At 62.4% G+C, this 23,952-nt stretch carries 23 protein-coding genes and 1 pseudogene; 15 read left to right on the top strand and 9 right to left on the bottom strand.

The features are described 5' to 3' along the window. Nucleotides 1–12 precede the first annotated feature (12 nt). Complete coding sequence (locus AC1Z3V_RS13060; protein WP_429820754.1) at nucleotides 13–711, bottom strand: TetR/AcrR family transcriptional regulator; 699 nt, start codon at nucleotides 709–711, stop codon at nucleotides 13–15. 194 nt (nucleotides 712–905) lie between these two features. Between AC1Z3V_RS13060 and AC1Z3V_RS13055 the strand changes: the two genes are divergently transcribed. The 4 genes from AC1Z3V_RS13055 to ppk2 all read left to right on the top strand — a co-directional run bounded on the left by AC1Z3V_RS13055 (nucleotide 906) and on the right by ppk2 (nucleotide 5,162). Then, nucleotides 906–1,394: a RidA family protein gene (locus AC1Z3V_RS13055; protein ID WP_483499420.1), complete on the top strand. Its 489-nt coding sequence runs from the start codon at nucleotides 906–908 to the stop codon at nucleotides 1,392–1,394. A 391-nt stretch (nucleotides 1,395–1,785) separates the two neighbouring features. Next, nucleotides 1,786–1,986: a hypothetical protein gene (locus AC1Z3V_RS13050; protein WP_483499418.1), complete on the top strand. Its 201-nt coding sequence runs from the start codon at nucleotides 1,786–1,788 to the stop codon at nucleotides 1,984–1,986. A gap of 559 nt (nucleotides 1,987–2,545) precedes the next feature. Beyond that, a complete protein-coding gene (locus AC1Z3V_RS13045) occupies nucleotides 2,546–4,342 on the top strand; it encodes a SulP family inorganic anion transporter (protein WP_483499417.1) in 1,797 nt (598 codons plus the stop codon). After that, nucleotides 4,311–5,162, top strand: coding sequence for a polyphosphate kinase 2 (gene ppk2, locus AC1Z3V_RS13040; RefSeq protein ID WP_429820762.1), 852 nt, complete (start codon nucleotides 4,311–4,313; stop codon nucleotides 5,160–5,162). The genes AC1Z3V_RS13045 and ppk2 overlap by 32 nt, the downstream gene beginning before the upstream one ends. Nucleotides 5,163–5,274: 112 nt before the next feature. Here ppk2 and AC1Z3V_RS13035 read toward each other — a convergent pair whose 3' ends face one another. The 4 genes from AC1Z3V_RS13035 to AC1Z3V_RS13020 all read right to left on the bottom strand — a co-directional run bounded on the left by AC1Z3V_RS13035 (nucleotide 5,275) and on the right by AC1Z3V_RS13020 (nucleotide 9,461). Further along, the gene (locus tag AC1Z3V_RS13035) at nucleotides 5,275–5,736 is read right to left on the bottom strand and encodes a histidine kinase (protein WP_429820764.1); all 462 of its coding nucleotides are present in this window, start codon (nucleotides 5,734–5,736) and stop codon (nucleotides 5,275–5,277) included. A 354-nt stretch (nucleotides 5,737–6,090) separates the two neighbouring features. After that, complete coding sequence (locus AC1Z3V_RS13030) at nucleotides 6,091–7,974, bottom strand: patatin-like phospholipase family protein (RefSeq protein WP_483499415.1); 1,884 nt, start codon at nucleotides 7,972–7,974, stop codon at nucleotides 6,091–6,093. A gap of 393 nt (nucleotides 7,975–8,367) precedes the next feature. After that, nucleotides 8,368–8,898 carry an MgtC/SapB family protein gene (locus tag AC1Z3V_RS13025; RefSeq protein WP_483499414.1) on the bottom strand — a complete coding sequence of 177 codons (531 nt, stop codon included), beginning with the start codon at nucleotides 8,896–8,898 and terminating at the stop codon, nucleotides 8,368–8,370. 116 nt (nucleotides 8,899–9,014) lie between these two features. Continuing rightward, complete coding sequence (locus AC1Z3V_RS13020; protein ID WP_429820770.1) at nucleotides 9,015–9,461, bottom strand: pseudoazurin; 447 nt, start codon at nucleotides 9,459–9,461, stop codon at nucleotides 9,015–9,017. A gap of 223 nt (nucleotides 9,462–9,684) precedes the next feature. Between AC1Z3V_RS13020 and AC1Z3V_RS13015 the strand changes: the two genes are divergently transcribed. From AC1Z3V_RS13015 to AC1Z3V_RS12995, 5 genes and pseudogenes are all read left to right on the top strand, one after another. Beyond that, on the top strand, nucleotides 9,685–10,266 hold the full coding sequence (locus tag AC1Z3V_RS13015) for a MarR family winged helix-turn-helix transcriptional regulator (protein ID WP_429820772.1): 582 nt from the start codon (nucleotides 9,685–9,687) through the stop codon (nucleotides 10,264–10,266). Between the two features lie 209 nt (nucleotides 10,267–10,475). Continuing rightward, nucleotides 10,476–11,024, top strand: coding sequence for a carboxymuconolactone decarboxylase family protein (locus AC1Z3V_RS13010; protein WP_429820773.1), 549 nt, complete (start codon nucleotides 10,476–10,478; stop codon nucleotides 11,022–11,024). 48 nt (nucleotides 11,025–11,072) lie between these two features. Next, the gene (locus tag AC1Z3V_RS13005; RefSeq protein ID WP_429820775.1) at nucleotides 11,073–11,636 is read left to right on the top strand and encodes a redoxin domain-containing protein; all 564 of its coding nucleotides are present in this window, start codon (nucleotides 11,073–11,075) and stop codon (nucleotides 11,634–11,636) included. A gap of 12 nt (nucleotides 11,637–11,648) precedes the next feature. Beyond that, on the top strand, nucleotides 11,649–12,356 hold the full coding sequence (locus AC1Z3V_RS13000) for a glutamine amidotransferase (RefSeq protein WP_429820777.1): 708 nt from the start codon (nucleotides 11,649–11,651) through the stop codon (nucleotides 12,354–12,356). Further along, a pseudogene (locus AC1Z3V_RS12995) lies at nucleotides 12,349–13,027 on the top strand (MOSC domain-containing protein). Before AC1Z3V_RS13000 ends, AC1Z3V_RS12995 begins: the two are co-directional and overlap by 8 nt. 99 nt (nucleotides 13,028–13,126) lie before the next feature. Here AC1Z3V_RS12995 and AC1Z3V_RS12990 read toward each other — a convergent pair. Continuing rightward, a complete protein-coding gene (locus AC1Z3V_RS12990) occupies nucleotides 13,127–14,566 on the bottom strand; it encodes an FAD/NAD(P)-binding protein (RefSeq protein WP_429820781.1) in 1,440 nt (479 codons plus the stop codon). Further along, complete coding sequence (ssuD, locus tag AC1Z3V_RS12985; RefSeq protein ID WP_483499411.1) at nucleotides 14,563–15,744, bottom strand: FMNH2-dependent alkanesulfonate monooxygenase; 1,182 nt, start codon at nucleotides 15,742–15,744, stop codon at nucleotides 14,563–14,565. Before ssuD ends, AC1Z3V_RS12990 begins: the two co-directional genes overlap by 4 nt. A 185-nt stretch (nucleotides 15,745–15,929) precedes the next feature. On the opposite strand from ssuD, the gene AC1Z3V_RS12980 reads away from it, so the two are divergent. The 4 genes from AC1Z3V_RS12980 to AC1Z3V_RS12965 all read left to right on the top strand — a co-directional run bounded on the left by AC1Z3V_RS12980 (nucleotide 15,930) and on the right by AC1Z3V_RS12965 (nucleotide 19,383). Beyond that, on the top strand, nucleotides 15,930–16,478 hold the full coding sequence (locus AC1Z3V_RS12980; protein WP_483499409.1) for a flavin reductase family protein: 549 nt from the start codon (nucleotides 15,930–15,932) through the stop codon (nucleotides 16,476–16,478). A 177-nt stretch (nucleotides 16,479–16,655) separates the two neighbouring features. After that, on the top strand, nucleotides 16,656–17,663 hold the full coding sequence (gene tauA, locus AC1Z3V_RS12975; RefSeq protein WP_483499408.1) for a taurine ABC transporter substrate-binding protein: 1,008 nt from the start codon (nucleotides 16,656–16,658) through the stop codon (nucleotides 17,661–17,663). 80 nt (nucleotides 17,664–17,743) lie between these two features. Then, complete coding sequence (locus tag AC1Z3V_RS12970; protein ID WP_429820789.1) at nucleotides 17,744–18,535, top strand: taurine ABC transporter ATP-binding protein; 792 nt, start codon at nucleotides 17,744–17,746, stop codon at nucleotides 18,533–18,535. Continuing rightward, the gene (locus tag AC1Z3V_RS12965; protein WP_483499406.1) at nucleotides 18,532–19,383 is read left to right on the top strand and encodes an ABC transporter permease subunit; all 852 of its coding nucleotides are present in this window, start codon (nucleotides 18,532–18,534) and stop codon (nucleotides 19,381–19,383) included. Before AC1Z3V_RS12970 ends, AC1Z3V_RS12965 begins: the two co-directional genes overlap by 4 nt. Nucleotides 19,384–19,408: 25 nt before the next feature. Here the strand turns inward: AC1Z3V_RS12965 and AC1Z3V_RS12960 are convergent, their stop codons facing one another. Then, entirely contained in the window at nucleotides 19,409–20,815 is a 1,407-nt protein-coding gene (locus tag AC1Z3V_RS12960; protein ID WP_429820793.1) for an FAD/NAD(P)-binding protein, read from the bottom strand. Nucleotides 20,816–21,134: 319 nt separating this feature from the next. Beyond that, on the bottom strand, nucleotides 21,135–21,746 hold the full coding sequence (locus AC1Z3V_RS12955) for an RBBP9/YdeN family alpha/beta hydrolase (protein ID WP_483499404.1): 612 nt from the start codon (nucleotides 21,744–21,746) through the stop codon (nucleotides 21,135–21,137). Nucleotides 21,747–22,165: 419 nt separating this feature from the next. Here AC1Z3V_RS12955 and cysT point away from each other — a divergent pair, with 419 nt between their 5' ends. Together cysT and cysW are read left to right on the top strand one after the other, a co-directional pair. Further along, nucleotides 22,166–23,026: a sulfate ABC transporter permease subunit CysT gene (cysT, locus tag AC1Z3V_RS12950; protein WP_483499402.1), complete on the top strand. Its 861-nt coding sequence runs from the start codon at nucleotides 22,166–22,168 to the stop codon at nucleotides 23,024–23,026. Beyond that, nucleotides 23,016–23,930 (top strand): sulfate ABC transporter permease subunit CysW, encoded by a 915-nt coding sequence (cysW, locus tag AC1Z3V_RS12945; protein ID WP_483499400.1) that lies wholly within the window; start codon nucleotides 23,016–23,018, stop codon nucleotides 23,928–23,930. Before cysT ends, cysW begins: the two co-directional genes overlap by 11 nt. Nucleotides 23,931–23,952: the final 22 nt, after the last annotated feature.

Raw genomic sequence — 23,952 nt, 5'->3', positions numbered from 1 at the left:
AGACTTCGACGGTCACTGTTTCGGCGTCAGACCATCCAGCAGGAAATCGAGGCCCTTCCTGAAGGTGCCGTCCCAGTCGTTTTCCAGCAAGAGACGGGAGCGTCCAATTGTCGGGTAGCGTTCACTAAGGTGCGTAAGGCGCTGCTGGGCTGCTTCCTTGTCCTCATCCGACAGGTCGAAGCTTGCCCGTGTGACGGTGGCGCCCAGGACGTGATTCCAAAGTGACCAGATCGCAACGTTGAGATCCGCGTCGGCGACACCGGCGCGGGACAAGATGCTGCCGAGCAGTTCCAAGCGATGCAGCATGTTGGCGCCGAGCGCCCGGCTCGGCAACAGCGAAGCCGACCAAGGATGACGCAGCATGCAGGCGCGCCAGTCTTCGAGCATATGGACGACTTCTGCGCGCCACCCTCCGGGTTCACCCGTTTGCGAAAAGCCGCGGTATTCGAGCACCGCGTCGAGCGCGAGATCAAAAACATCCTCTTTGGTGTCGATGTGCCAATAGAGGCTCATTACTCCTGAGCCGAGACGATCAGCCAGCCGTCGCATCGTCAACCCGTCTACACCTTGAGCGTCCAGCAGTTCGATAGCGGTCGCTATGATACGTTCGAGGGAGAGCGAACCGTCGCCGCGCTGTTCCTGGCCTGATTGGCGACTCCCATTTTCCCGTTGTAATCGTTTCGTCCGGGCGCCGCTGCTTTTGGCCGCCATTGCATCTTCCTCTTCATTCGCTCCCGCGTATTTGGCCGGAAACACAGTGGATGTCGACCCTTACCCATTGACTCGTACAGTGTACGATGTAAGGAAGATCGTACAATGTACGAGTCAATCGTCAATGATTGGGCTCAGGGTTCAAATTATGCCGGCGCGAGACCCGTGCTTATGGCATTCGGGCGAGAAAAATCATGTCACGCACAATCAAGCATGTGCTTATCGGAGGGCTAGTCATCATGAACATTGGAGTTCTGAGTGCGGCAACAGCGAATGAGGGCAATCTCAAGCTGACTATTGTCAATCCCAAGACTCTCTACGACCCGACGCCGAATGGTTACAGCACCGCGGTGGTCACGCCCGCTGGTGCACGGGTGGCCTACATCTCCGGACAGGCGGGCCAAGACAGTACGGGAGCGTTGTCGCCCGACTTCGCCGTTCAGGTTAAGCAGGCCTATGCGAATTTGCGCGCTGCCCTCGACTCACTCGGCGCCCGGCCAGACCAGGTTGCCAAGCTCACAATCTTCGTGGTCGACCACGATATGTCCAAGCTTGGGGTGTTGACCGAGAACGTCAAGGAAATGTTTGGGACCGCGCTGCCGGCACAAACGTTGGTTCCCGTTCCGAAGCTCGCAATCGACCCCATGCTGTTCGAGGTCGAAGCCGTTGTCGTTCTGCAATAGTATTGCTCGGGCCAGCCCGCGCGAGGGTGTCGATAGAGGGTCGGCGGCGGTAGGGCGCAAGATGCAAGCCGCCACCCGCCGCCTTTCTGCGCCCTGCCCTTCGCGGTCACGACGAAGCCGCCGCTCTCAACTTGCCACGCGCGCAATTAGCCAGGCGCTGGCGGACCTTGCTGCTTCGTCCTGACGAAATCAGCGGCTGCCGACCGACAGAACCGGGTCTGTTGATGGAACGCCGACATCGTGGAGACCTGATCGAGCGGCCTGCGACTATCGACCGGCGCATCACCTTTCGCTCGACTCCTAATCCCATTTGCGCACCCGTCTAATCCTTGACGGATGCGTGCATTGTGAGACGCTATTTCTTTAAGGTTGTAGTGCGTAGGGGCATCCAATGAAGCTCTCAAAGACCAAGAGAAAACATCCTGGAAAAATGCACAAGGCAGTTGGGATCGTCGGCCGCTATGACGACGGGCTCGTTGGCGCCGGACGTGCCACCCCCGGCTTTTCCTACCGGGGAAGATGGCTGAGCGAAGGATGCCCGGGCACCTTCGAGACCTGGCTCGTCACCAAAGGTGTCATGCCCAAGGTATAACAAGGCGCTCCGGCCGGCATTTCAGTGGACCGCGCCGTGCAGCGCGGTGCTCTTTCTCACGCCGAGAGCGGTCGTTCGCCTGCGCTCGCGTACCGCCACGGGACTCGGTATCGCATCGCCATTCGGCCACAAGCTTCGGTGCCGAGCGCCTCGTGACGGACCTGGCCTTTCCGGCACCTCTCGGACCAAGACGGGAACTTGCCTTGGATCGTCCAGATATCCGGCTTCGAACTCCCCATCTGACAGGGCGACAGGCAGCGAGGCGGTGAGGCAGCGACGGACGCGCTTGGATCGCCGTCCACAGTAAACACGCTGCACAGTGATGACTTGCCGCCACGGGATTTTTCGCGTCCGGCATTCTGGCGCGGCCTGCAGGAAGGGCACACGTTGCAGGAACCTGCGTCAAGCGCCCGATGCAACTTTCGCGAATTACGCAGGATCAGCCAAAACGAAAAGTTTTGCATCTCTAATATTGCCAGTGTTATGGTCCATCCGTTTGACCCTCCCATCGGTACGAATCCGTTCCCGGTTGGAGGAGGCATAATCCGGGGGCACGAGCATGCCGTTTCATCTGCCTCGCCTGCCGTTACTCGCGAACCTGGATGGTTATCGGGTGGGTTGGCTGCGCAGCGATATTTCGGCCGGACTTGCAATTGCCGCCGTCGGCCTGCCAAGCGCCATCGCCTATCCCGCTATAGCCGGACTGCCCGCCGAAACGGGTCTCTATGCCAGCATAACACCGCTCATCGCCTATGCGCTCTTCGGCCCATCGCGCCAGCTCATCGTTGGACCGGATGCTGCGACGATGACCGTGCTGGCAGCGGTTCTGACAACTGTATTCGCGGCGCCCGGCGCGACGGTTGACCGCGTGACGGCGGCCGCGCTGCTCGCATTGGTCGTCGGCATCCTGTGTCTGCTTGCGCGCCTGGTACGGCTCGGAGTGCTCGCGACCTTTCTGTCACGCCCGATCCTGACCGGCTTCTTCGCCGGTATCTCGTTGTCGATCCTGGTCGGGCAGATCAAGCGCTTTACCGGCGTCGATATCGAGTCCGAAGGACTCATATCGCCCGTGCTCGAACTCCTGCGACAAGCCGGTTCGATCCATTGGCCGACCTTGGCCTTCGCTCTGGCCTGTTTTGCCCTTCTGCAAGTGGCCCGCATCTATCGCTCGCCCATACCGGGCCCGGTAATCGTCGTTTTCGTGGCCGTGCTACTTTCCTTTCTCTTCGACTTCGAAGGGCGCGGCATGGCGATCGTCGGCGACATACCGCAGGGGCTGCCATCGCTCGTTCTGCCGCGCATCGGCAACCTGCCAATCGACGCCTTGCTTACCGGCGGGGCGGCGATTTTCCTTGTCAGTTTCGGCTCCGGTGTCATCGCCGCCCGCAGCTTCGCAACGATCGGCGGCTACCGTGTCGACCCGAACCGCGAACTGACCGGTTTCGGCGCGGCAAACTTCGCCGCCGGGCTGTTCGGAACGTTTCCGGTGACGGCCTCGGATTCGCGCACCGCCGTGAACTTCGCCGTCGGCGGTCGTTCACAAATCGCCAGCCTCGTCGCAGCCGCAACCCTCATGGCGGTGCTCCTGTTCCTCGGCAACGTTCTGCGCATCCTGCCGGTCGCCGCTCTGGGTGCGATACTCGCGGCAACGGCCCTCAGCCTGATCGATATCGAGGGCCTTAGACGGATATGGCGCATCAACCGGATCGAATTCGTTTTTGCTCTGATCGCCTTGTGGGGGCCCATCGGTCTCGGCGTGCTGAGTGGCGTGGTCATCGCCATTGCCGCCACCCTGATCTATCTCTTGCTGCAGACCATGTATCCGCACGACGCCCTGCTCGGCAGAATTCCGGGTCGGGACGGCTTCTACAAGCTGCATCGCGCGCCGGATGCACGGCCTGTGCCGGGCTTCGGCGCCTGCATGATCCAGGACAGCCTGCTTTTCTACAACGCGGACTATGTGCGAGCGCGCCTCACGGCCATTGCCGAAGAACTGCCGCCGCCGGCCCATTGGCTCGTCATCGACGCCAGTGCGATCCCCCAGATCGACAGCACCGCCGCCGAGATGCTCGGGGAACTCGCTGACGAGTTGAAGGCCGGGGGCATCGCGCTAGGTCTGGCGGAGCTGCATACGGATGCGCGCGCCCTGCTCGACCGGGCCGGCATCATCGAAAGAATCGGGCCGAACATGATCTTCGAGGGTATGGAGGATGCGCTCGACGCTTACGAGGCCCGGTATGGCGAAAGCCAGGAACCGGAAGGGGAAATCGCTGCGAACTCGAACGCCGTGGGAACCGCACAGAGCTTCGAAACGGGAGAGAAAGATGGGAAAACACGAAGGCAAGAAAAAGAATAAGGACAAGAACGACGCCGATAGGGTTGCCGAAGGAGCAGCGCCAGAGGAGCGCTCATCCGGCGGCTACGCCAAGGAGCTTGCCCGGCTGCAGGAAGAGATCGCGCACCTGCAGGCCTGGGTGAAAAAGACCGGCGCGCGCATCGTCATTGTCTTCGAGGGGCGCGATGCCGCCGGCAAGGGTGGCGTGATCAGGCGGCTGACCGAACGCGTCAGCCCCCGCGTCTTCAGGGTCACGGCCCTGCCCGCGCCCACCGAGCGGGAAAAGTCCCAGATCTACATGCAGCGTTACATCCAGCATTTGCCGGCCGCCGGCGAGGTCGTGATCTTCGATCGCTCCTGGTACAACCGCCCGGGCGTCGAGCGCGTCATGGGTTTCTGCTCGGAAGACAGCGCCCGACGTTTCCTCGAACTCGCACCGCGCTTTGAAGCGGCAATGGTCGAAAGCGGCATCGTCCTGCTCAAGTACTTCCTCGATGTCAGCGAGAAGGAACAGGAGCGCCGGTTCCGCCAGCGCATCGCCGACCCGTTGCGCCAATGGAAGCTCAGCCCGATGGACGTCGAGTCCTATCAGCGCTGGTGGGACTATACCCGGGCCTATAACGAGATGATCCGCATGACGGACACGGAGTATGCCCCCTGGTGGATCGTCCCGTCAGACGACAAGAAGCGGGCGCGCATCAATTGCATCTCGCACATTCTCGCCTCGATCCCGTACGAACACGTGAAGTTCACCGAACCGGACCTCGGCAAGCGCCAGAAGCGGCCGAACGACTTCGCGGACGACGATCACGTTCGCAGGACGGTACCCGACGTCTTCTAGGACTGGTAAGCCCGCGCCTTGCGGCGCGGGGCTTCCGAGCGTTGAAGGTTCTCTGGCAGCAGTACTGAAGCGCGGGCGCCGGCGAGACCGCCGGCACGGAGAACAGTCGCGTTCAGGCCTTGTCTGGAGCCCAGTTCAGGAAGAACCCGACATCGCCGGGCACGCCGCCCGGAAAGTTGATGATCATCGCCTTCAGCTTGTAGCCCTGCGGCTTGCCATGGGTCTGGTAGCGATCGAAAAATTCCTTCGCCTTGCCCTGCAGGGTTTGCGGCCAGTCGCGGTCGCCACTGTTGATTGCACGACCGCTGTCGCTGCAAAGCTCGGAGGGGAAGCTGTAAACCATCGCCTCGAACTTGCCGGCCTTGACGGCGTTTGCCACAAGCCGGCGAACGATGGCGATCTCCTCCTCCGTCACCTGTTTTTCCAGAAAATCTGCGGCAAAATCGGCGTGTTTCTGTTCCTCGATCGCCTTTAATCGCCGCTCCTTGTCCATTTCCTCCATTTCCCGCTGAAGGATCTGCATTCGGAGATCCTGCGCACTCGGAGGTGCGCCCGCATTCTTATTCTCAGCCATCACGTCGATCCACTTCAAGCAATGGGACTACTGTGGCACGGACTACACACCTGCCGTGCACCGAACACCAAAGACGTCCCGCAAGTACATCCAAGGGAACCCGATCGGCATACCAATTCGGGGACGAAGCATTTTCGTATTCGAGCCGTTTCTCGTCCGAGGGCTCTCTATTTGCTGGTCTTCTCACTTCCAAGCGGAACAGCCTTGCGGGCTAAATCCCCCGCAAGGCTATCCTAAAATACTACAACCGCAAGAGGACGGTGACAATTCAGCAAGGGGGATGAAATCGGCTCAGAACTCCGAGGCAAACACCCTTCATCCGACGCATGCCCGCCCTACCGAATACGACCCCTGTCACAGGGCGGACCGGTCCAAGTCACTCGCCGCCGCCTGCTTCAAGCCGGGCGCTGCCCGACTGCCAAGTATTCGCAGGAGCCTCGGGTCATTATCGCGAAGACGCTCCACGATCCATCGCTTCGTCCACTCGTAGGCTTCGACATAGAGTTCGGAATGCTGGCTCCAGTCCATGAATCCGATCGCGCTCGAAATCGCCGGGGAGACGAGAATATCCTGCTCATCGAGCATGACTTCCTCGGGCCTGTGCGCCAGCACGCTCGCCGTTATCACCTGAATCATGCTCGGGACCTTCGGCAGGGTGGCACGACCGAAGGGTGTGAGCATACGCACCGCCAGTTCGGATGCTCCCGGTATGCTGTCATAGTCGATATGATGTTTTCTTGGTCCGTTAGAGCCCAAGCTCGCGACGACATTAGGACCGGTCTTGAGTTCTTTCATCTGCTCCAGCGGCAGATTGTTCATGATGGCGCCATCGACCAGCATGTCGCCTTCGGCCGTGAAGAATGGTGGCAGGACACCAGGGATCGAGCCTGACGCCCTGACGGCCTGCCAGAGCTTTCCCCGGCGGTGGACATGCGCCCGCCGACTGCTGAGATTGGCCGACAGAGCGAAGAACGGAAGCCAGAGGTCTTCGATGAGAACGTCGCCATATTCCGCCTGTAGCGTGCGGTCGAGCACCTTGTGATCGAGCAGCGCATATTGTGGCAAGGTGAGACGACGAAACGCGCGGCTCTTGACGAAGATGAGATGCGTTCCCCGGTCGATTGCGTCAGCGTCCAGTCCTCTGGCGAAGCCTGCCATCATCGCAGCGCCAGAGCTGGTGCCGCCGAGATAGTCGAAGGAGGCCCCCGCCTCGACGAAGGCTTTGTAAACGCCGATATGCGCGCAGCCGAGCGAGCCTCCGCCGGCTGCGACAAAGCCCCTCGCCTCACCTGAGATGAAGCGGACCAGGCGCTCGACGTCCAACCCGTCTTCCAGCGAAACGTGGTGATGCTGGCGGACCCCGGGTCGCGCGTCGAGCCAGGCGGCGGTTCCGGAAACCGTTGCAGTGCGCTTCGGGTGAACGAGTACAAGCCGAAGGTTCGACGGCGCATGGATGGCAAGCGCCAGCGCCTCACAGGCGCTGAGGTCGGCCGGGTCGGATGCATCGGCGAACAGCAGCACATTATCGGCCTGACGGATACAGACGCGCGTCCACTCGCTTGGCTCGTCATCGGCGACATAGACGATGATATCGGCCTTGCCTTCGAGATGGTTCAGCCAGTCGAGCACGGGCTGATCGTCGATCGGCAGGCCGGCGAACCGGTCTTCGAGTTCTCGCCGGGTCAGGAACACGGCCCGCTTGCCAGCAGAAAACGCGGCCCGGAGCTGCGCGGTGAAATCGGGTAAAATGCGACTGCGGCCCGCAGGCACGATCGCCAGCGTCCGGAGTTTGCAGGGTTGCTTGGTCTGCGTGGGCGCCGGCGGCTGCATCGCGAACCGGCGCGCGAGAAACGTCGTCACCGACTGGCGCAGGCTGGGCAACGCCTTGGCGGCCCTCTCGAACTGGTCGTCACGTATTTCGAGTACGATTGAATCACGCGCCGCAACGACGGTGGCAATGCGCGGTAACGCGGCGAAAAAGCCGATTTCGCCGACAAGCTCGCCCTGGCCGATCTCCGCAACAGTCTCGCCAACGCCCTCCCGGTGCACCGTGAAGCGTCCCGATAGAACGACGAAGAAGCGGTCCGACCGGTCTCCCTCACGAACGAGAACCTCGCCGCGTCGCAAAATCCGGCGATCGGAGTTGGCGGCCAGAGCCTCCAGCGCGGCCAAGGACGTCTGGTCGAACAAGAGCGTCGCCGATAGCAATTTGGCGGCAAGGGAACCGGTGGAGTCCATCTAACCTTCCTCGGTGCAGCGTCGGTCAACCTTAGCGGTTCCCACGGGAATTGCCGAACAGATTTGGTGTGGGCCACCCTCTGTAGCGGGCGACGTTGTCGGACGCCTGGCGAGCAGCGCTCACTCTTCCAGAAGGGCGTGACAGTCGCACCACTTCGCCAAGTCGCCTCGTCCCGCTCACGTTCTGCGACTGAGGCGAAGAGGGCCAAGCCCACGGGCTGCCCTCGCCAAGGCTCCAGCGGGCCGGAACCGGACGAAGTTTGGCCGGAGGAGCCAGCTTACCCAAGCAACAACAATCCCAATGAAAATCAATTCACTAGAACCGCTGCATCATGCGAATTGATAACCTCGCCCAAGCCAGTTCCGTTCGATCCGGCTAGCGGGCACTCAAGCCTAGCGCTTGGCGTGGATGTCTTTCGCCTCGTCCCGAGGCTCCACGTCTGGCTGTTCGTGCCGCATGGCCTGCGCCTCGATAGAGCCGATGACAAAAAGGACGGAAAAGGCGGATGCCGCCGCAAGGCCGGCCACGACCCATTGGCCGAAGCCCACCGCAAGGCCGATGGCCCCTGCAAGCCAGAGACTGGCGCCGGTCGTTATTCCCTGAACCTCGCCCCTGGAAAGTACGATGGTGCCGGCGGCGAGAAAGGCAACGCCCGCGGTCACCGCTTCCACCACGCGCAGCGGTTCGAGGCGGACACGATCGTCGAAGAAGCCACCGAGCCGGACGCTCTCAAGCGAAATGATGCCGAAAGTGCAGGCAGCAAGGCAGACGAGCATATGGGTCTTGAGGCCCGCCGGTCGCGCCTTTGCCTCACGCTCGAAGCCGATGACGGCACCCAGGAACAGTGCGCCGAGGACGCGCACAAATATGATGGGATAAGGAATCTGTGACGGCGGGAACAATTCGGCGGCGATTTGATCCATGCGGAACCAACGCGAAGTCTTCGCATTGGTTCCGCATGATGGCGCCGTGCCTCACCCAGTGCGCGGTCGCCGGGAGCGGCCTGTCCCCACCCCGCTCCGAAGCGAAGTCGAAACGCTTAGTTTCCGAGTGCCGCCAGGGCGGCATCCAGGCGCTCCTGCGCTTTCTTCGGGTTCTTGGCGGCCTTCACGGCATCAAGATTGACTGGGGCGTCTCCGACCTGGACGACGCCGACCATGCCCATGCCGTAGTGCGGCGTGCACTTGACGCCGTAGACGCCGGGAGCGGTGAAGGTCACCTTGTAGTTTTCATTGACCTTGCTCTTGAAGGCCCCGGCGCCGTCCGGGATCATGCCCTTGATGGTTTCGACATTGTGCCCCTTGTCGGTGGGGATGAAGGTAACCGTGTCGCCGGGCGCAACCTTCAGCGACGCCGGCTCGAACACCATCGCGCCGTCCTTGCCCTTGTTCAGCATGTGCACTTCAAAGTCTGCGGCGGCTGCAGGTGCTGCGACAAGCATTGCCGCGATGGCGAAACCCAATCCGCTCTTGATTGCATTCAACATCGTCTTCTCCATTTGAGCGAGCAGCCCGTGCTCGGGTTGTTCGAACAGAGAAATAGGCCCCCGATGCCGCCTCTACTTTGATGCGCGTCAAATTCGGAGCGCTTTTCTAATGTTGACAGTACATAGGACTCCTATACCTATAATCGCCATGAGCAACGAACCTGGCAGCACACCCTCTTTGGTCGACCGAATTGGTGACGGGCTATCGCGCGTGGCGACGGCCATGCGCAGCGAGGCCTGGACGGCGGCCGAGGCCATCGGCCTCAATCCGACGCAATTGCAGATCCTCACCTTTCTCGTCGCCCGCGGCCGGAGCGGCATGCGCGTAAAGCAGATTGCTGCCTATCTCGGCGTCAGCCAACCCACGACGACGGACTCGGTCAATGCGCTCCTGCGCAAGGGCCTTGTCGAGAAGCAAGCCGATCCCAGCGATGCGCGCGCGCTTTCGGTCGCGGCAACGCCGCAGGGCGAAACCGCGGTTTGTCAGGCCGGTCAACTGGCATCAGCGACCGAGGATGCCATTGCGGCGCTCTCCAAGCTCGAGCAGCAGGACCTGCTGATGCACCTCGTCAAGATCATCCGCCGCCTGCAAACGGCTGGAGCCATCCCTGAGCAGCGCATGTGCGTCAACTGTCGTTACTTCCGGCCAAATGTTTACGACGATGCGAAGGCCCCGCACCATTGCGCCTTCGTCGATGCCGCCTTCGGGCCGGCGGAATTGCGCGTTGACTGCGGTGAATTTGGAGGCGCCGACGCCGCTGAGCGGGACGCTGCTTGGCGCGTCTTCAACCACGGTGCAGCCTGAAATGAAAATGAAAGGACACACCAGCGCCGGCAACTAGCCCGGGGCAAGACCGAAAGCGCTCCATGCTTTCACGAAGAGCTTCAACATCGGATCCCGCAAGCACCGTTCTCCGTACCGCGGACGGACACCGATGATGTTGGCGCCGGTCCGACGACTGCCATCGGCGGACCGGCAATTTTCTCCCTCCACGCAAATAGAAAGAGAAAACCATGAACAGAATTAATCTCGTTGACCCCAATTCGGCAACCGGCGCCAGCGGTGAACTGCTTGGCGAGATCCGCTCGGCCTTCGGGATCGCCCCCAACATGTTCCGGGCGGTCGCCAATTCCCCGGCCGCACTTGCCAGCATGTGGGGCTCTTTCGGCGCGCTCGGGAACGGCCGCCTCGGTGCCAAGCTCGGCGAACAGATCGCCGTTGCCGTCGCCGACCGCAATGAGTGCCATTATTGCCTGGCCGCCCATACGGCACTTGGCCGCAAGGCCGGAGCGACCGCCGAGGAAATGGCAAGCGCGCAACGGGGCAAGTCGTCCGACCCGAAGACCGCCGCCGCGTTGATCTTCGCCCGGAAGCTTGTCGAGGCACGTGGCCAGGTCACTGACGCGGATGTGCGGTCGCTGCGCGATGCCGGTTACGACGATCAGGACATCGTCGAGATCATTGCCCATGTCGCGCTCAACCTCTTCACCAACTACATCAACGTCGCGCTCGCCGTACCGGTGGATTTCCCTGTCGTGAAGCTCGTTCGCGAAGCGGCCTGACAAGGCGGCCGGACGGCAGAACCCGTCCGGCCTTCTCCGGAGAAGACAATGAACAGCAGCTATCGGATCGCGGCGCCGGAACTCGCCGTCTCAACCTGGTTCAATTCCACGACGCCCCTTAGCCTCGAACGGCTTCGCGGACGGGTCGTTTTCCTCCATGCCTTTCAGATGCTCTGCCCGGCCTGCGTCTCGCACGGCCTGCCCCAGACCCAGCGCGTGCAGACCGTCTTCCGCGAGACCGACCTCCAGGTCATTGGCCTGCATTCGGTGTTCGAGCATCACGCGGTCATGACGCCCGACGCGCTCAAGGCCTTCATTCACGAATACCGTCTGACCTTCCCGATCGCCGTCGATCAACCATCCGATGACGGGCCGATACCGAAGACGATGGCACTCTACGGGATGCGCGGCACGCCAACCGCAATCATCATCGGCCGCGACGGTCACGTTGAATATCACCGCTTCGGCATCGAAGACGACATGGTCATCGGCGCCCGCCTTGCCGCGCTGCTCGCGGCGCCGATCCCCGACGTCGCCGCCGAAAGTCCGGAAACGAACGGGTGCACGAACGACGGCTGCATGATCCCCAATACTTATGATAAACGCCGCTAGAGGAGACGGCTGATGACGTCAAAGAAGGCCGTCGCTATACGGCACGTGCATTTCGAGGACCTTGGCACCTTTGCGGACCCGCTGCGCGCGGCGGGGTTTGCCATCGAGTATCGAGACGTTGGCAATGCCGACTATCTTTCGTTCGATCCGACCGAGCCGGATCTTCTCGTCGTGCTCGGCGGCCCGATCGGCGTCTACGAGGATACGGCTTATCCCTTCGTCGCAGACGAGATCGCAATGCTGCAAGCACGTCTTGCCGCCGATCGACCGACGCTTGGCATTTGCCTGGGCGCGCAACTGATCGCCCGGGCGCTTGGCGCTCGCGTCTATTCATCCGGTATCAAGGAGATCGGCTTTTCGCCGCTCAGCCTTTCTGCCGCCGGCCTTGCTTCACCTCTCCGCCATCTCGCCGACGTTTCCGTGTTGCACTGGCATGGAGATACGTTTGACCTGCCGCGCGGTGCCGAGCTGCTCGCCTCGACTCCGGCTATCGCACGGCAGGCTTTCATGCAGGGACGGACGGTGCTCGGCTTGCAGTTTCATCCAGAGGTGGAAACGGGTGCTCGCTTCGAACGCTGGCTGGTCGGCCATGCCTGCGAACTGGCGGCTGCTGGGTTGAGCGTGGCGGATCTTCGTGCCGATGCCCTGCGCTTCGGCCCCAGCCTGAAGCGCGCCGCAGCAGCGATGATTAGCGACTGGGTGGAGCATATCGATGATTGATCGGCAGCCGACCGCACTCGACGCCTTGCTCTTAGGCAGCCTCTCGCCGATCGACGATCGGGGGACCCTCAGCGGCATAGTCAAATATCCAATCGGTGGCGCCGTGCTGCTCGGCGCTACCGGTTTTTCCGGCGATCACCAGGGGGATCTCAAAAGGCATGGCGGCGTCGACAAGGCCGTGCATCACTACCCTCGGGACCATTATCGAGCCTGGATGGACGAGATCGGCTCCATGCCGTTGCTGCAACAGCCGGGCGCCTTTGGCGAAAATCTTTCGACCCTGGGCCTGATGGAGCGCGACGTCGCGGTTGGCGACCGATTCCGCCTGGGCGGCGCTCTTCTGGAGGTAAGCCAGGGAAGACAGCCCTGCTGGAAGCTAAATCGCCGTTTCGATTTGCCCGATATGGCCCGGCGTCTTCAGCAATCCGGCCGCACCGGCTGGTATTATCGCGTCATCGAGGGCGGACCGGTTTCGGCCCGAATGGAGCATCGCCCGGCTCTGGCATTTTCTCTACGTCGATACCCTCAATAGGGAGGCTCTTGAAGAGATCACAAACCTAGCCATTCTCCCATCGAGCTGGCGGGATTACGCGGCCAGGCGCCTCCAGACGCACACGGTCGAGGACTGGTCGCGACGTCTCGATGGCGAAACCGCGCCGACGAGCGGCTAAAGTGCCTCGCGATCTCTCGCAATCGCGCCTTGCGCCCTATCGCAGAACCGCACACGGATACGTTCCATCCGCACCACGGGCGGGCGGTGACGGCTGTTGCTAGATTGTTGTGACGGACGCGACGCGCTGGCCGTTTCGCGCTGGTTCCAACATATCGGCAATCTCTTCGGCGACGAAGATTGCATGGTCGTTGACCTGCGGCAGGCCCATCAGTTCGCCGAAGGTGCCACGCGCCAGCGGCCCGGCAACGATCAGCGATCGCTCCGCGGTGCCGTTCGCACCAACTGCGCGGCTTGCCTCGTCGCAGGCAAGACCCAGACCCACGTCATCCAAACGCAACCATCCCTGTGAAGCGAGGTCTGCCAGCCAACTCTGGCTCGAGAGGATGCCGGTATGGGCCGGACCGGTGGTCACCACACAGGCATCGAACAGTAGGCGCTCCCGGCGGCCGGCATGTCGGTGACGGATATCGACCGCGATGACATGGCCGCGTCTCTCGACCTGCTCGATGGCAGCTCCAAGAATTCGCACCCGCCCTTGCTCCAGCCCATCAAGGATCGCTCCATCGATCTGCGGTGCCACGCGGAAGCGGTGGACGTCCCAGAACGGACGCAGATGGCGCACGAGGCGGCGGCGCTCCACCACTGGCAGGGCCCTCCAGACCTGACCGCCCTGGCTGCGGAGCGCATCGAAAACCCCATGCCAGCTGGTACCGATTTCTGCTGCCTGGCGCAGGGCGCGCCGAACGCGCTGCAGCAATTCGAGTGCGGTTCGCGCCGGGTTGTTGGAGAAATCGCCGAACGGTTCCTGGGGCTCACCCGGATGACCGCGTGACCGCAAGCCTCGGCGCGACAATGCGACGACCGGGCCGCGATGATCGGCGAGCCCCAGCGAAGCAATCACGTCGGCTGCCGTCAGCCCGTTTCCGATGACGAGGACGTGGTCATCGGCACGGATGCAGTCCAGGGCACCAGCAACGGTGGAATCGGGCACGTAGCGCGGGTGGCCGTAAAGCGCCTGATCCACGCGGCGTGGGGCGCAGGGCGCCGGATGCGTCGTGGCGATAACGACGATATCGGCCAGCAGGTCCGTGCCGGCGGAGCTGCCCAGTCGCCAACGATTCCCGCTGCGCTCGATATGCTCGACACGTTCGCGCCGATGCTCGACCTTTCCACTTTTCAGGAACGGCGCGACGAACTCGCAGACATAGCGGCCGAACACCGCTCGGCGCGGATAGAGATTGCCGTCAACCGCCAGAGCATCGGGATCGCCGAGCGGTTCGCCTTTTACCGCCATCCAGTTGAGGAAATCGTCGGGATCGTCTGGAACCAGGCTCATGCGCGCCGCCGGTACGTTGATGCGGTGCGCGGGATTGTCCGTATCGTAGGCGAGGCCTGCGCCAAGGCGCCCCCTCGGCTCGAAGACGACAATGGCCGCGCCGTCACTTGCCGCGTTCCGCGCGAGGTTTGCGGCAACCGCCGCCCCGGTGAAGCCGCCGCCGACGATTGCGATGACGGTTCGGCGCGTCGGTCCCGTCACGATTGGGAAACCTTCAGTTTCGGACGATGATCGCCGGCAATCGTTTCGCCGAACGGCCCGGTGTTGATCGACGCCTCGCGGGTCGGAACGGCATGGGCAAGCGGCAGGTTCGGCAGCACCAGTTCCCCGAAACGATAGGCCTCTTCCAGGTGCGGATAGCCGGACAGGATGAAACTATCGATGCCGGCCTGCCGGTATTCCTCGATACGAGCCCTCACGTCGTCGGGGTCGCCGACCAGTGCCGTGCCCGCACCGCCGCGCACCAAGCCAACCCCGGCCCAGAGGTTTGGAGCGACTTCAAGCTTGTCACGTCGGCCGCCATGCAGGCGGCTCATGCGGCTCTGACCAACCGAATCCATACGCTCGAACACCTTCTGTGCCGCGGCAATCGTGTCGTCATCGACATATTGTATCAGTTCGTCAGCGGCCTGCCATGCCTCCTTGGCCGTTTCTCGCACGATCACGTGCAGGCGGATGCCGAAGGTTACCTCCCTGCCCTCGGCATTGGCGAGCGCACGAACGTCTGCAATCTTTCGGGCAACGTCTTCGACGGGCTCTCCCCAGGTCAGGTACTTGTCGATCGTGCGCGCCGCCACTTCCTGGCCCTTGCCCGAGGAACCGCCGAAATAAAGCGGCGGATGCGGCTTCTGCACAGATTGAAACAGCAGCTTGCCACCTTCGATATCGAAGTGTTTTCCCTTGAAATCGACCTCTTCACCACGTAACACGGCTTTGTAGATCTTGAGGAATTCCTCGGTCACCTCGTAACGCTCGCCGTGCGAGAGGTGAATGCCATCGCCCTTGTTTTCAATCGGGTCGCCGCCGGTGACCACGTTGATCAGCAACCGCCCATTCGAAAGTCGGTCGAGCGTGGCCGTCATGCGCGCCGCCAGCGTCGGCGACAAGAGGCCAGGCCTCACGGCGATCAGGAAGCGCAGTTTTTCCGTAAGCGGCGCCAGCGCCGAGGCGACCACCCAGCTGTCTTCGCAACTGCGGCCCGTCGGAATGAGAACGCCGTAATAGCCGAGCGCGTCGGCCGCCTGGGCCACCTGCTTCAGGTAATTGATATCGACATTGCGGCCGCCACGCGTGGTGCCGAGATAACGGCTGTCGCCGTGGGTCGGCAGAAACCAGAGAACATTGATCTTTTCGGGAATTTTCACAGGCGCAGTGTCCATCGGCGAATGCCTCCTCGCAAGCTGGTCTTCGGCAGCCATGAACGTCTTGCCGACCGCAAAAACATAAACTCTATAAATTTTATTGACAATCAAAAATCAGACGACCATCTTTAGTAAGAGGAAAAATTTTTCCCGTATCGGCGGTTCGCGCCCGGGAATTAGGCAAAAATTTCGAGGGACAGGCCATGACGATCGCGCTCGCCGCATCTCCTGCATTCGACGCAAGTGTTCCAACCAGCAATGGCTACGAGCCGATCACGGCGCCGGCTCTCAAGGCGGCCATGCGCAATCTGTCAGGCGGCGTCTCGGTGATTACCGCAGGCATCGGCGACGAACGGACCGGGGCCACTGTCACTTCGGCGACGGCCCTGTCGGTGGATCCGCCGACCATGATCGTCAATATCAATCGGACCTCTTCGACTTGGCCCGTCATCCAGCGCTATCGGCATTTCTGCGTCAACATCCTCTCGCGAGAGCAGCAGAGAGTGGCCGAACGTTTCTCCGGCCTGGATGGCGCCAAGGGCCCGGCCCGCTACGAGGGAGCCGACTGGGTTCGGCTAGCAAGCGGCGCGTCAGCATTGAGCGGGGCATTGGCCGCGATCGACTGCGAAGTTGAGGAAATCATCGAGCGCCATAGCCACGCCATTATCCTCGGGCGGGTCGTGGCCATCGCCACAGGTTCCGGCGAGCCGATCCTCTATCACAACGGCCGCTACGGCGGTCTGGACCTCTAGCCTCGCGCAAAGCCCGGCAGGCGCACGAAGCTGCGCCGAAACGCCTCAATTTTGGAATGGGCCCGCTGCGGGTCAGTGAAATGCGGAATAAATTATCTATATAAAATCTATCTTTTTAATAATCATTGTAGTGAGGCTCCACAGCGGGGCCAGGACCCAACCGTTGAGGAGCACACAATGACGATCCGCAGACGTACCCTTCTTGCCGCAGGCGCGGCCTTGCTTCTGGCCAGCCAGGCCCCCTTCCCCGCTCTCGCCGCCGAAACGACGCTGACCATCGGTTACCAACCGATCGTCGAGCCGTCGCGTGTTCCGCAGGCAGACGGAACCTATGAGAAAGTAACGGGCGCCAAGATCACCTGGCAAAAGTTCGACGGCGGCGCCGACGTGATCGCCGCGCTCGCCTCCGGGTCGATCGATATCGGCTATGTCGGCTCATCGCCGCTCGCCGCTGCCGCCAGCCGGCAACTGCCCCTCGAAACGATTTTCGTCGTCGGACTGATCAGCGAAGCCGAGGCTCTCGCCGTCAAGGGCATCGACAAGCCGGAGCAGCTTGCCGGCAAGAAGATCGCGACCCCCTTCGTTTCGACAGCACACTACAGCCTGCTCACGGCCCTGAAGCACTGGAATATCGATCCGAAGGCGGTCGAAATCCTCAACCTCCGGCCTCCGGAAATTGCGGCTGCCTGGCAGCGCGGCGATATCGACGGCGCTTATGTCTGGGACCCGGTGCTCTCCGAAATCAAGAAGACCGCGACGGTGCTCGCGACCTCTAGTGATGTGGCGAAATGGGGCGGTCCTACCTTCGATGCCTGGATCGTCAGCAAGAAGTTTGCCGAAGCGCATCCGGATGTCGTGACAGGCTTCGTCAAGGTGACAGGGGACGCCTATGCGGATTATCGCGCAAAACCCGAGAGCTGGAACGCCGCTTCGCCTGAGGTGGAAAAGATCGCCCGCCTGACCGGCGCAAAGCCCGAGGACGTTCCGAACCTGCTCAAGGGCTATTACTTCCCTTCGCTTGAAGAACAGGCCGGCGCCGATCTTCTCGGCGGTGCTACGGCCAAGGCAATCGCCGAGACCTCGGCTTTCCTACTTGATCAGGGCAAGATCCCTGCGGTCCTTCCGGATTACACGCCCTACGTCTCCGCCCGCTGGGCGCAGGAGGCGGCGAAGCTCTCGTTCTGAGGCCAGAGCCGTTCCCCTGCTCGCCCGGCACAGACAACCGGGCGAGCATCCCGACGTGCCAGCCGAAATGGGAACACAGGATGTCCGTTCTTTCCCTCGAAAATGTCACGCTGCGATATGCAGCCTCCGACAGCAGAACCGCCCCGGTTCTCGCTTCCATTAACCTGAAGATCGCCCGCGACGAATTCGTCGTCGTCATCGGCCGCTCCGGTTCGGGCAAGACCAGTCTTCTCAATCTGGCGGCTGGCTTCGTGGCGGCAAGCAGCGGTCATGTCTGCATCGACGGCCGACCGGTTACGGGTCCGGGTGCAGATCGGGCCGTGGTTTTCCAGGACGATGCGCTCTATCCGTGGCTGACCGCTCTCGACAATGTCGCCTTTCCACTTCACCTGCGCGGCATTTCCAGGTCCGAGCGCCAGGAAAAGGCGAGGAACCTCCTTGATCGGGTCGGTCTGCCTGACGCGGCGGGCCGACACGTCTGGGAGCTTTCCGGCGGCATGCGCCAGCGTGTCGGCATCGCCAGAGCACTCGCCTCCGATCCGAAGTTTCTGCTGATGGACGAACCGCTTGGCGCGCTCGACGCACTCACGCGCAGCCGGATGCAGGGGTTTCTTCTCGATGTTTGGCAGAAGAGCCGCGTCGGCGCGCTCCTGATCACCCACAGCATCGAGGAAGCGCTTCTGCTCGCGACCCGGGTCATCGTGCTCGCCCCCAATCCGGGACGCATCGCCAGCGAGATCGCAACCACATTCGGCCATGACTTTCTTGCCGGCGTACCGCTCTCCGAGATCCGTAGTTCTCCGGCGTTCCGGCGCCTGCATGACGAATTGACTGGCCTCATCCATGCCGAAGACGAAGGGATCGCCGCATGAGCCTCTCGATCGAAAGTGCACCGTCGACGACGCGTCAGGCGCAGGGCATTGTCGAGCAACCGGAACGACGCACGACACGATCACAGGTACCACTCGCCTGGATATCCTTGACGACGATCGCTGCGTTGCTCGCTCTTTGGAGCCTTGCCTCAAGCTATGGTCTCGTTTCGCCGCTGTTCCTGCCCTCGCCGCTCGCCGTCTATCAGGCTCTGCAAGGCCTTGCCGTTACAGGCTTCGTCGACGCGACGCTCGCCCAGCATGCGGGCGCCAGTCTTCTGCGGATTTTCAGCGCGCTTGCAGTGGCAATCCTCCTCGGCGTGCCGGCCGGCATTGCCATCGGCACCAGTCGGCTCGGCAAAGGCATCCTCGATCCGATCGTGGAGTTCCTGCGCCCCTTGCCGCCGCTTGCCTATCTGCCCTTGGTGATCATCTGGCTGGGGATCGGCGAGGCCTCCAAGATCGCGGTCATCGCGCTCGCAATGTTGCCGCCGATCATTCTGTCGACGGCGACCGGCGTCAAATCCACCTCGCCGGATCACATCAACGCCGCCCGCGCCTTTGGCGCGTCGCGTCTGCAGGTTCTACGCCACGTCATCCTGCCAAGCGCCCTTCCTTCGGTCCTGACCGGGACCAGGATTGCGCTCGGTGCGGGCTGGTCGACGCTGGTGGCCGCCGAACTGGTCGCGGCAACACGCGGCCTCGGCTTCATGATCCAGTCCGCAGCTCAATTTCTGGTGACCGATGTGGTGATCGCGGGCATCGTCGTCATCGCCGCCGTCGCCTTCGTCTTCGAGATGACGGCGCGGCAGCTTGAGCGGTGGCTGGTACCGTGGGCGACGCGACGATGACATCTTGGAAGATCGGGCGTCACCGTCACCCGGTCTTCAGGGTCACGCGATGCCGCGTGGCGATCAACCGCGCCGCGGCATAGGTCTGAGTCACGATCTCGGGCACCAGGTCGATGTCCGGCAGACTGCCGACGCCGAGCGGTCCGATCGCGTAGAGATTGCGCGTCGGCTGTCCGCCGGCGAGAACTTCGCCGGCCGGACTGACGGCGATCCCAAGACTGAGCTCGTCCGGCTCTGCCAGCCCGCCGGCAAAGAGGCTCTGCATCAGCGGCGCCCGAAGGTCCGGTGCCGAACAGCGACAGTCGATCACCTGATCGGCCGCAAGCAGCGTTTCCTCGCTTTCGCCCGCCCAGCGCACCATCAATCCATCTGGGCGGCGCTTGCCCGCCCAGCCCTTCCGAATGGTGGTTTGCCCGCCGGCGAGTTCCTGCCGGAGTCGCAGGTGCAAAGGCGCCGGCAGGCGGTTGCGATGGCTGTCATAGATCGAGCGCAGGTGCCGGTTGAACCGGCGCTTTTCCTCTTCAGGCAATGATTGCCAGAGCGAACGTGCGCGCCGGCGCAGCCCGTTCATGGCCGCCTGCCAGCCAAGGCCGGTGGCCTCCGCCTCCGCGCAGGCCTGCCGCACGAAGCGGACGATCTCGCCGAGCCGGGTCGGCATCGGTCCAACCGGAAAAGTCGGCGCCGCCGCGAGGCGCGTATGCGGCTGCGGCAGAAAGCCGTGTCGGGAGAGAATGGTGATCTCGCCGGCAAAACCGTTGTCGCGCAATTGCAACAGCCGGTCGACCACCCGGACACCACTGCCGAGGAGGACTGTATGGCGCGGAACGACCAGACGGCGGGCGCGCACCAGCGGTCTCTCCTCTTCGGCAATCTCCATCTCGCCTTCGCGCAGGCCAAAGCCGGTGGCCAGCACAACGGCATCGCACTCCACTGTCGCTTCCTCCTGCATGACCAGGAAGCGGCCATTGGCTTGCTTGCGCAGGCCCAACACCGCCTGGCAAGAGAGCTGTATCGATATATCGGGCCGGCGCGTTAGGGCTTCGGAAAAGCGTTGGTAGACGTAGTCGCTGAAGATGCTCTTCGGCACAAAGATCTGCTGAAACCCGGGAATGGCGGCGGAAACTGCCGCGCGGAACTCCGCATTCGCCAGGAGCCAATCGTTGAAGTCCTCCGGCTGGCCAGCGGCGACCGAGAGGTCGCGCACCCGGCTGTTGAGGATCTCGCCACTTTGGGCGGCGGCCAGCACTTGCCCGCCACTGATCGTCGGTTGCGGGTCGAAAAGGTGGACGTGAAACGCGGTCCGCACCGACTTCATCAGCGCAATGGCCATCATCACGCCGGAAAATCCGCGACCAATGATGGCGATATGCGGCTTGGCTCTGGCAGCGGCTCCCTCGGGAGCGACCTTCGCAAACAATCCATGGACAGTCATGTGCACTCTCCCATGGCCGGTTCTGTCCGGCAAAGTCTGAAATGCATGGCTGTTTCGGTCCGGAACCCGCACACCGACCGAATTGTCACAAAATGCCGACCCAGGTGTCGATATATGCGATAGTCGCAGGGTCGGGAAAACATAGCGCCCACCGCGGCAGCGGTCGAGCCCGTATCCGTTGTTCTGGCTGGCCTGGCACTCCGGCGCATGGTCATCCCTAGACGGCATACTCTATAAAGTTAGTGCGCTATTAGAGCGCGAAACGATCCCAACATCAAGTGCTGCGTAGAAGAGTATGTCGGTCCAGTTCCATAGGGCTTCAGGCCGGGCTGCTCGGCATGGGTGACCGTTCCATGACTTCAAGCTCCATGGGTTGCGCCCGCGATGGCTCCCGCCGTGCGATGCCGTTCAGAACGCGCAACAGATCATAGCCATGCGACCAGCGGCCGAAGCCACTGGCGATATTGATATGGCCGGCATAGCCGAGATCGACGAGACGGCTGCCCCATCGCGTCGAAACGTGCCGCAGGCGATCGAAAGGCATATAGGGATCGTTGAGGCTGCCGACGACGAGGCTGGAAAAAGGCAATGGCAGATCGGGCATTGGGCCGAAATCGATGGCACCGGGATGCATGCGATCGGTTGGGCCGAGGTCGCAGGGCGCGACGAGCAGCGCGCTGCGCACATGCCCTGACAGGGGGCGCCGCGCCAGATCGGCAACAAGAATCGAGCCGAGACTGTGGGCCACCAGGTCGACGATCCCGTGCCGGAGGATTTCGCGTTCGAGAGCATCGCGCCAATCATCAAGCCTTGGCCGGTTCCAATCGTTCTGTTCGACCAGAACCGCATCCGGATGATCCCTCAGCCAATGGCGTTGCCAGTGCCCCTCGTCGGACCCGAACAATCCCGGAATGATGAGCGTTTTTGCCATGACATCAATCTCTTGCGAAGGCGATCCAGGACCTGCAACGTTCCGTTGCAAACAGATCCGGTTCTGGATCGACTATGCGCAAGCAACAGACGGCGGAGAAGCAAGGAACGCCTAATATCTATAATTTCTATAGTATTTATTTTCTGATCTGAAGACCACGCCCCCCGCGATCAACAATCGGACATGGAACAATATCCGCAGTAGAGTGTTTCCTTCGACGCGGCTCAAAAGCGAAATCAGTTTCCTTGTGACCCGTCCCAGCGTCAAAAATTTGCGTTGTTGGAGCCCGTGAAATTGTTAGTTTGGCGCCGAAAGACACCGGCGCTCTGACAAGCCGGCCAACCGGCGATTTGATGATCGGTTTGGATAGGGGATGGTGCAACCCTTTGCGGTTGCAGGGCTGAAAAGGTGACCGAAAGTTGACGGAGCGACGCAATGGGAGCCGCTGGCGGTTTCGCCAGCCGAGTGTCTTGCCCGGGTTTGGGCTGTCGCTCGGGATCACGCTGAGCTGGCTGGTGCTGATCGTGTTGATCCCGCTGTCGGGGCTGGTGGTGCGGGCAAGCGGGCTCGGCTGGTCCGAGTTCGTGGCGCTGACGCTCGATCCGCGCACGCTCAATGCCTTGAAGATCTCCTTCGGCACGGCGTTTCTCGCCGCGGTGATCAACCTCGTCTTCGGCGTCATCCTCGCCTGGGTGCTGGTGCGCTATCGTTTCCCCGGCAAGCGGGTGATCGACGCCATGGTCGACCTGCCGTTCGCGCTGCCGACCGCGGTCGCCGGCATTGCCCTGACGGCGCTCTATGCGCCCAATGGCTGGATCGGCCAGTTCCTCGAGCCGCTCGGCCTCAAGGTCGCCTTCACCCCCGCCGGCATCGTCGTCGCCCTGATCTTCGTCGGCCTGCCCTTTGTTGTCCGCACCGTGCAGCCGATCATGGAGGAGATCGACAAGGAGGTCGAGGAGGCCGCCGCCACCCTGGGCGCCAGCCGCTTCCAGACGATCAGCCGGGTGCTGCTGCCGGGGCTGATGCCGGCCGGCCTCACCGGCTTTGCGCTTGCCTTTGCCCGCGGTGTCGGCGAATACGGCTCGGTGATCTTCATCGCCGGCAACCTGCCCTATGTCTCCGAGATCGCACCGCTGCTGATCGTCATCCGGCTCGAGGAGTTCAACTACGCCGCCGCCACCGCGATCGCCGCGGTGATGCTGGCGATCTCGTTTGCGATGCTGCTCTTCATCAACTCGATCCAGGCCTGGAGCCGGCGGAGATATGTCTATGTCGCATGATCTGACCGCCAGCTCGGCTCCCAGTCCCCTGCCCGCTTCCGGCCCGAAGCCGGCCTTGCCCAAGCTTGCCGCCGCCACCTCGGAAAGCCGCTTTGCCCGGCTGACGCTGACGATCACCGCCCTTGCCTTCGTCGCGCTGTTTTTGCTGTTGCCGCTTGCCGCCGTCTTCACCGAGGCGCTGCGCAAGGGGCCGACCGAGTTCGTCGCGGCGCTTGGCGACACCGAGACGTTCTCGGCGATCCGCCTGACGCTGACCGTCGCCGCCATCGCCGTGCCGCTCAACCTCGTCTTCGGCGTCGCCGCCGCCTGGGCGATCGCCAAGTTCGAGTTCAAGGGCAAGGCCTTCCTGACGACGCTGATCGACCTGCCGTTCTCGGTCTCGCCGGTGATCTCCGGCCTCGTCTTCGTGCTGTTGTTCGGCTCGCACAGCCTGATCGGCCCGTGGCTGCAGAACCACGGCATCCAGATCCTCTTTGCCGTGCCCGGCCTGGTGCTCGCCACCGTCTTCGTCACCTTCCCCTTCGTCGCCCGCGAGCTGATCCCGCTGATGCAGGAACAGGGCAGCAGCGACGAGGAAGCGGCCCTGTCTCTCGGCGCCTCCGGCTGGCAGACCTTCTGGCACGTGACGCTGCCGAACATCAAATGGGGGCTGCTCTACGGCGTGCTCTTATGCAACGCCCGCGCCATGGGCGAGTTCGGCGCCGTCTCGGTCGTCTCCGGCCACATCCGCGGCGAGACCAACACCATGCCGTTGCAGGTGGAAATCCTCTATAATGAATATAACTTCGTCGCCGCCTTCGCGGTGGCGGCGTTGCTGGCGCTGCTGGCGCTGATCACCCTGATTTTGAAGACGGCGCTGGAGATCCGCTACAGCGCCGAGATCGCCGCCAGCCGCAGGCACTGACCGGGAAAGCCCGCATTCGAAA

It is taken from the genome of Ensifer sp. 38_S197, assembly GCF_056924495.1.
This window is presented reverse-complemented; position numbering and strand designations above follow the sequence as displayed.

Bases quoted from the DNA above. Each gene is read 5' to 3' on its own strand.
- AC1Z3V_RS13010 (WP_429820773.1), top strand. From the start codon at position 10,476: ATGAACAGAATTAATCTCGTTGACCCCAATTCGGCAACCGGCGCCAGC.
- AC1Z3V_RS13035 (WP_429820764.1), bottom strand. From the start codon at position 5,736: ATGGCTGAGAATAAGAATGCGGGCGCACCTCCGAGTGCGCAGGATCTC.
- AC1Z3V_RS13055 (WP_483499420.1), top strand. From the start codon at position 906: ATGTCACGCACAATCAAGCATGTGCTTATCGGAGGGCTAGTCATCATG.
- AC1Z3V_RS13030 (WP_483499415.1), bottom strand. From the start codon at position 7,974: ATGGACTCCACCGGTTCCCTTGCCGCCAAATTGCTATCGGCGACGCTC.
- AC1Z3V_RS12980 (WP_483499409.1), top strand. From the start codon at position 15,930: ATGACGATCGCGCTCGCCGCATCTCCTGCATTCGACGCAAGTGTTCCA.
- AC1Z3V_RS13045 (WP_483499417.1), top strand. From the start codon at position 2,546: ATGCCGTTTCATCTGCCTCGCCTGCCGTTACTCGCGAACCTGGATGGT.
- AC1Z3V_RS13005 (WP_429820775.1), top strand. From the start codon at position 11,073: ATGAACAGCAGCTATCGGATCGCGGCGCCGGAACTCGCCGTCTCAACC.
- ppk2 (WP_429820762.1), top strand. From the start codon at position 4,311: ATGGGAAAACACGAAGGCAAGAAAAAGAATAAGGACAAGAACGACGCC.
- AC1Z3V_RS13025 (WP_483499414.1), bottom strand. From the start codon at position 8,898: ATGGATCAAATCGCCGCCGAATTGTTCCCGCCGTCACAGATTCCTTAT.
- AC1Z3V_RS13060 (WP_429820754.1), bottom strand. From the start codon at position 711: ATGGCGGCCAAAAGCAGCGGCGCCCGGACGAAACGATTACAACGGGAA.
- AC1Z3V_RS13015 (WP_429820772.1), top strand. From the start codon at position 9,685: ATGCGCAGCGAGGCCTGGACGGCGGCCGAGGCCATCGGCCTCAATCCG.
- AC1Z3V_RS12960 (WP_429820793.1), bottom strand. From the start codon at position 20,815: ATGACTGTCCATGGATTGTTTGCGAAGGTCGCTCCCGAGGGAGCCGCT.
- AC1Z3V_RS13000 (WP_429820777.1), top strand. From the start codon at position 11,649: ATGACGTCAAAGAAGGCCGTCGCTATACGGCACGTGCATTTCGAGGAC.
- AC1Z3V_RS12955 (WP_483499404.1), bottom strand. From the start codon at position 21,746: ATGGCAAAAACGCTCATCATTCCGGGATTGTTCGGGTCCGACGAGGGG.
- AC1Z3V_RS13020 (WP_429820770.1), bottom strand. From the start codon at position 9,461: ATGTTGAATGCAATCAAGAGCGGATTGGGTTTCGCCATCGCGGCAATG.
- AC1Z3V_RS13050 (WP_483499418.1), top strand. From the start codon at position 1,786: ATGAAGCTCTCAAAGACCAAGAGAAAACATCCTGGAAAAATGCACAAG.
- AC1Z3V_RS12965 (WP_483499406.1), top strand. From the start codon at position 18,532: ATGAGCCTCTCGATCGAAAGTGCACCGTCGACGACGCGTCAGGCGCAG.
- tauA (WP_483499408.1), top strand. From the start codon at position 16,656: ATGACGATCCGCAGACGTACCCTTCTTGCCGCAGGCGCGGCCTTGCTT.
- AC1Z3V_RS12970 (WP_429820789.1), top strand. From the start codon at position 17,744: ATGTCCGTTCTTTCCCTCGAAAATGTCACGCTGCGATATGCAGCCTCC.
- cysW (WP_483499400.1), top strand. From the start codon at position 23,016: ATGTCGCATGATCTGACCGCCAGCTCGGCTCCCAGTCCCCTGCCCGCT.
- ssuD (WP_483499411.1), bottom strand. From the start codon at position 15,744: ATGGACACTGCGCCTGTGAAAATTCCCGAAAAGATCAATGTTCTCTGG.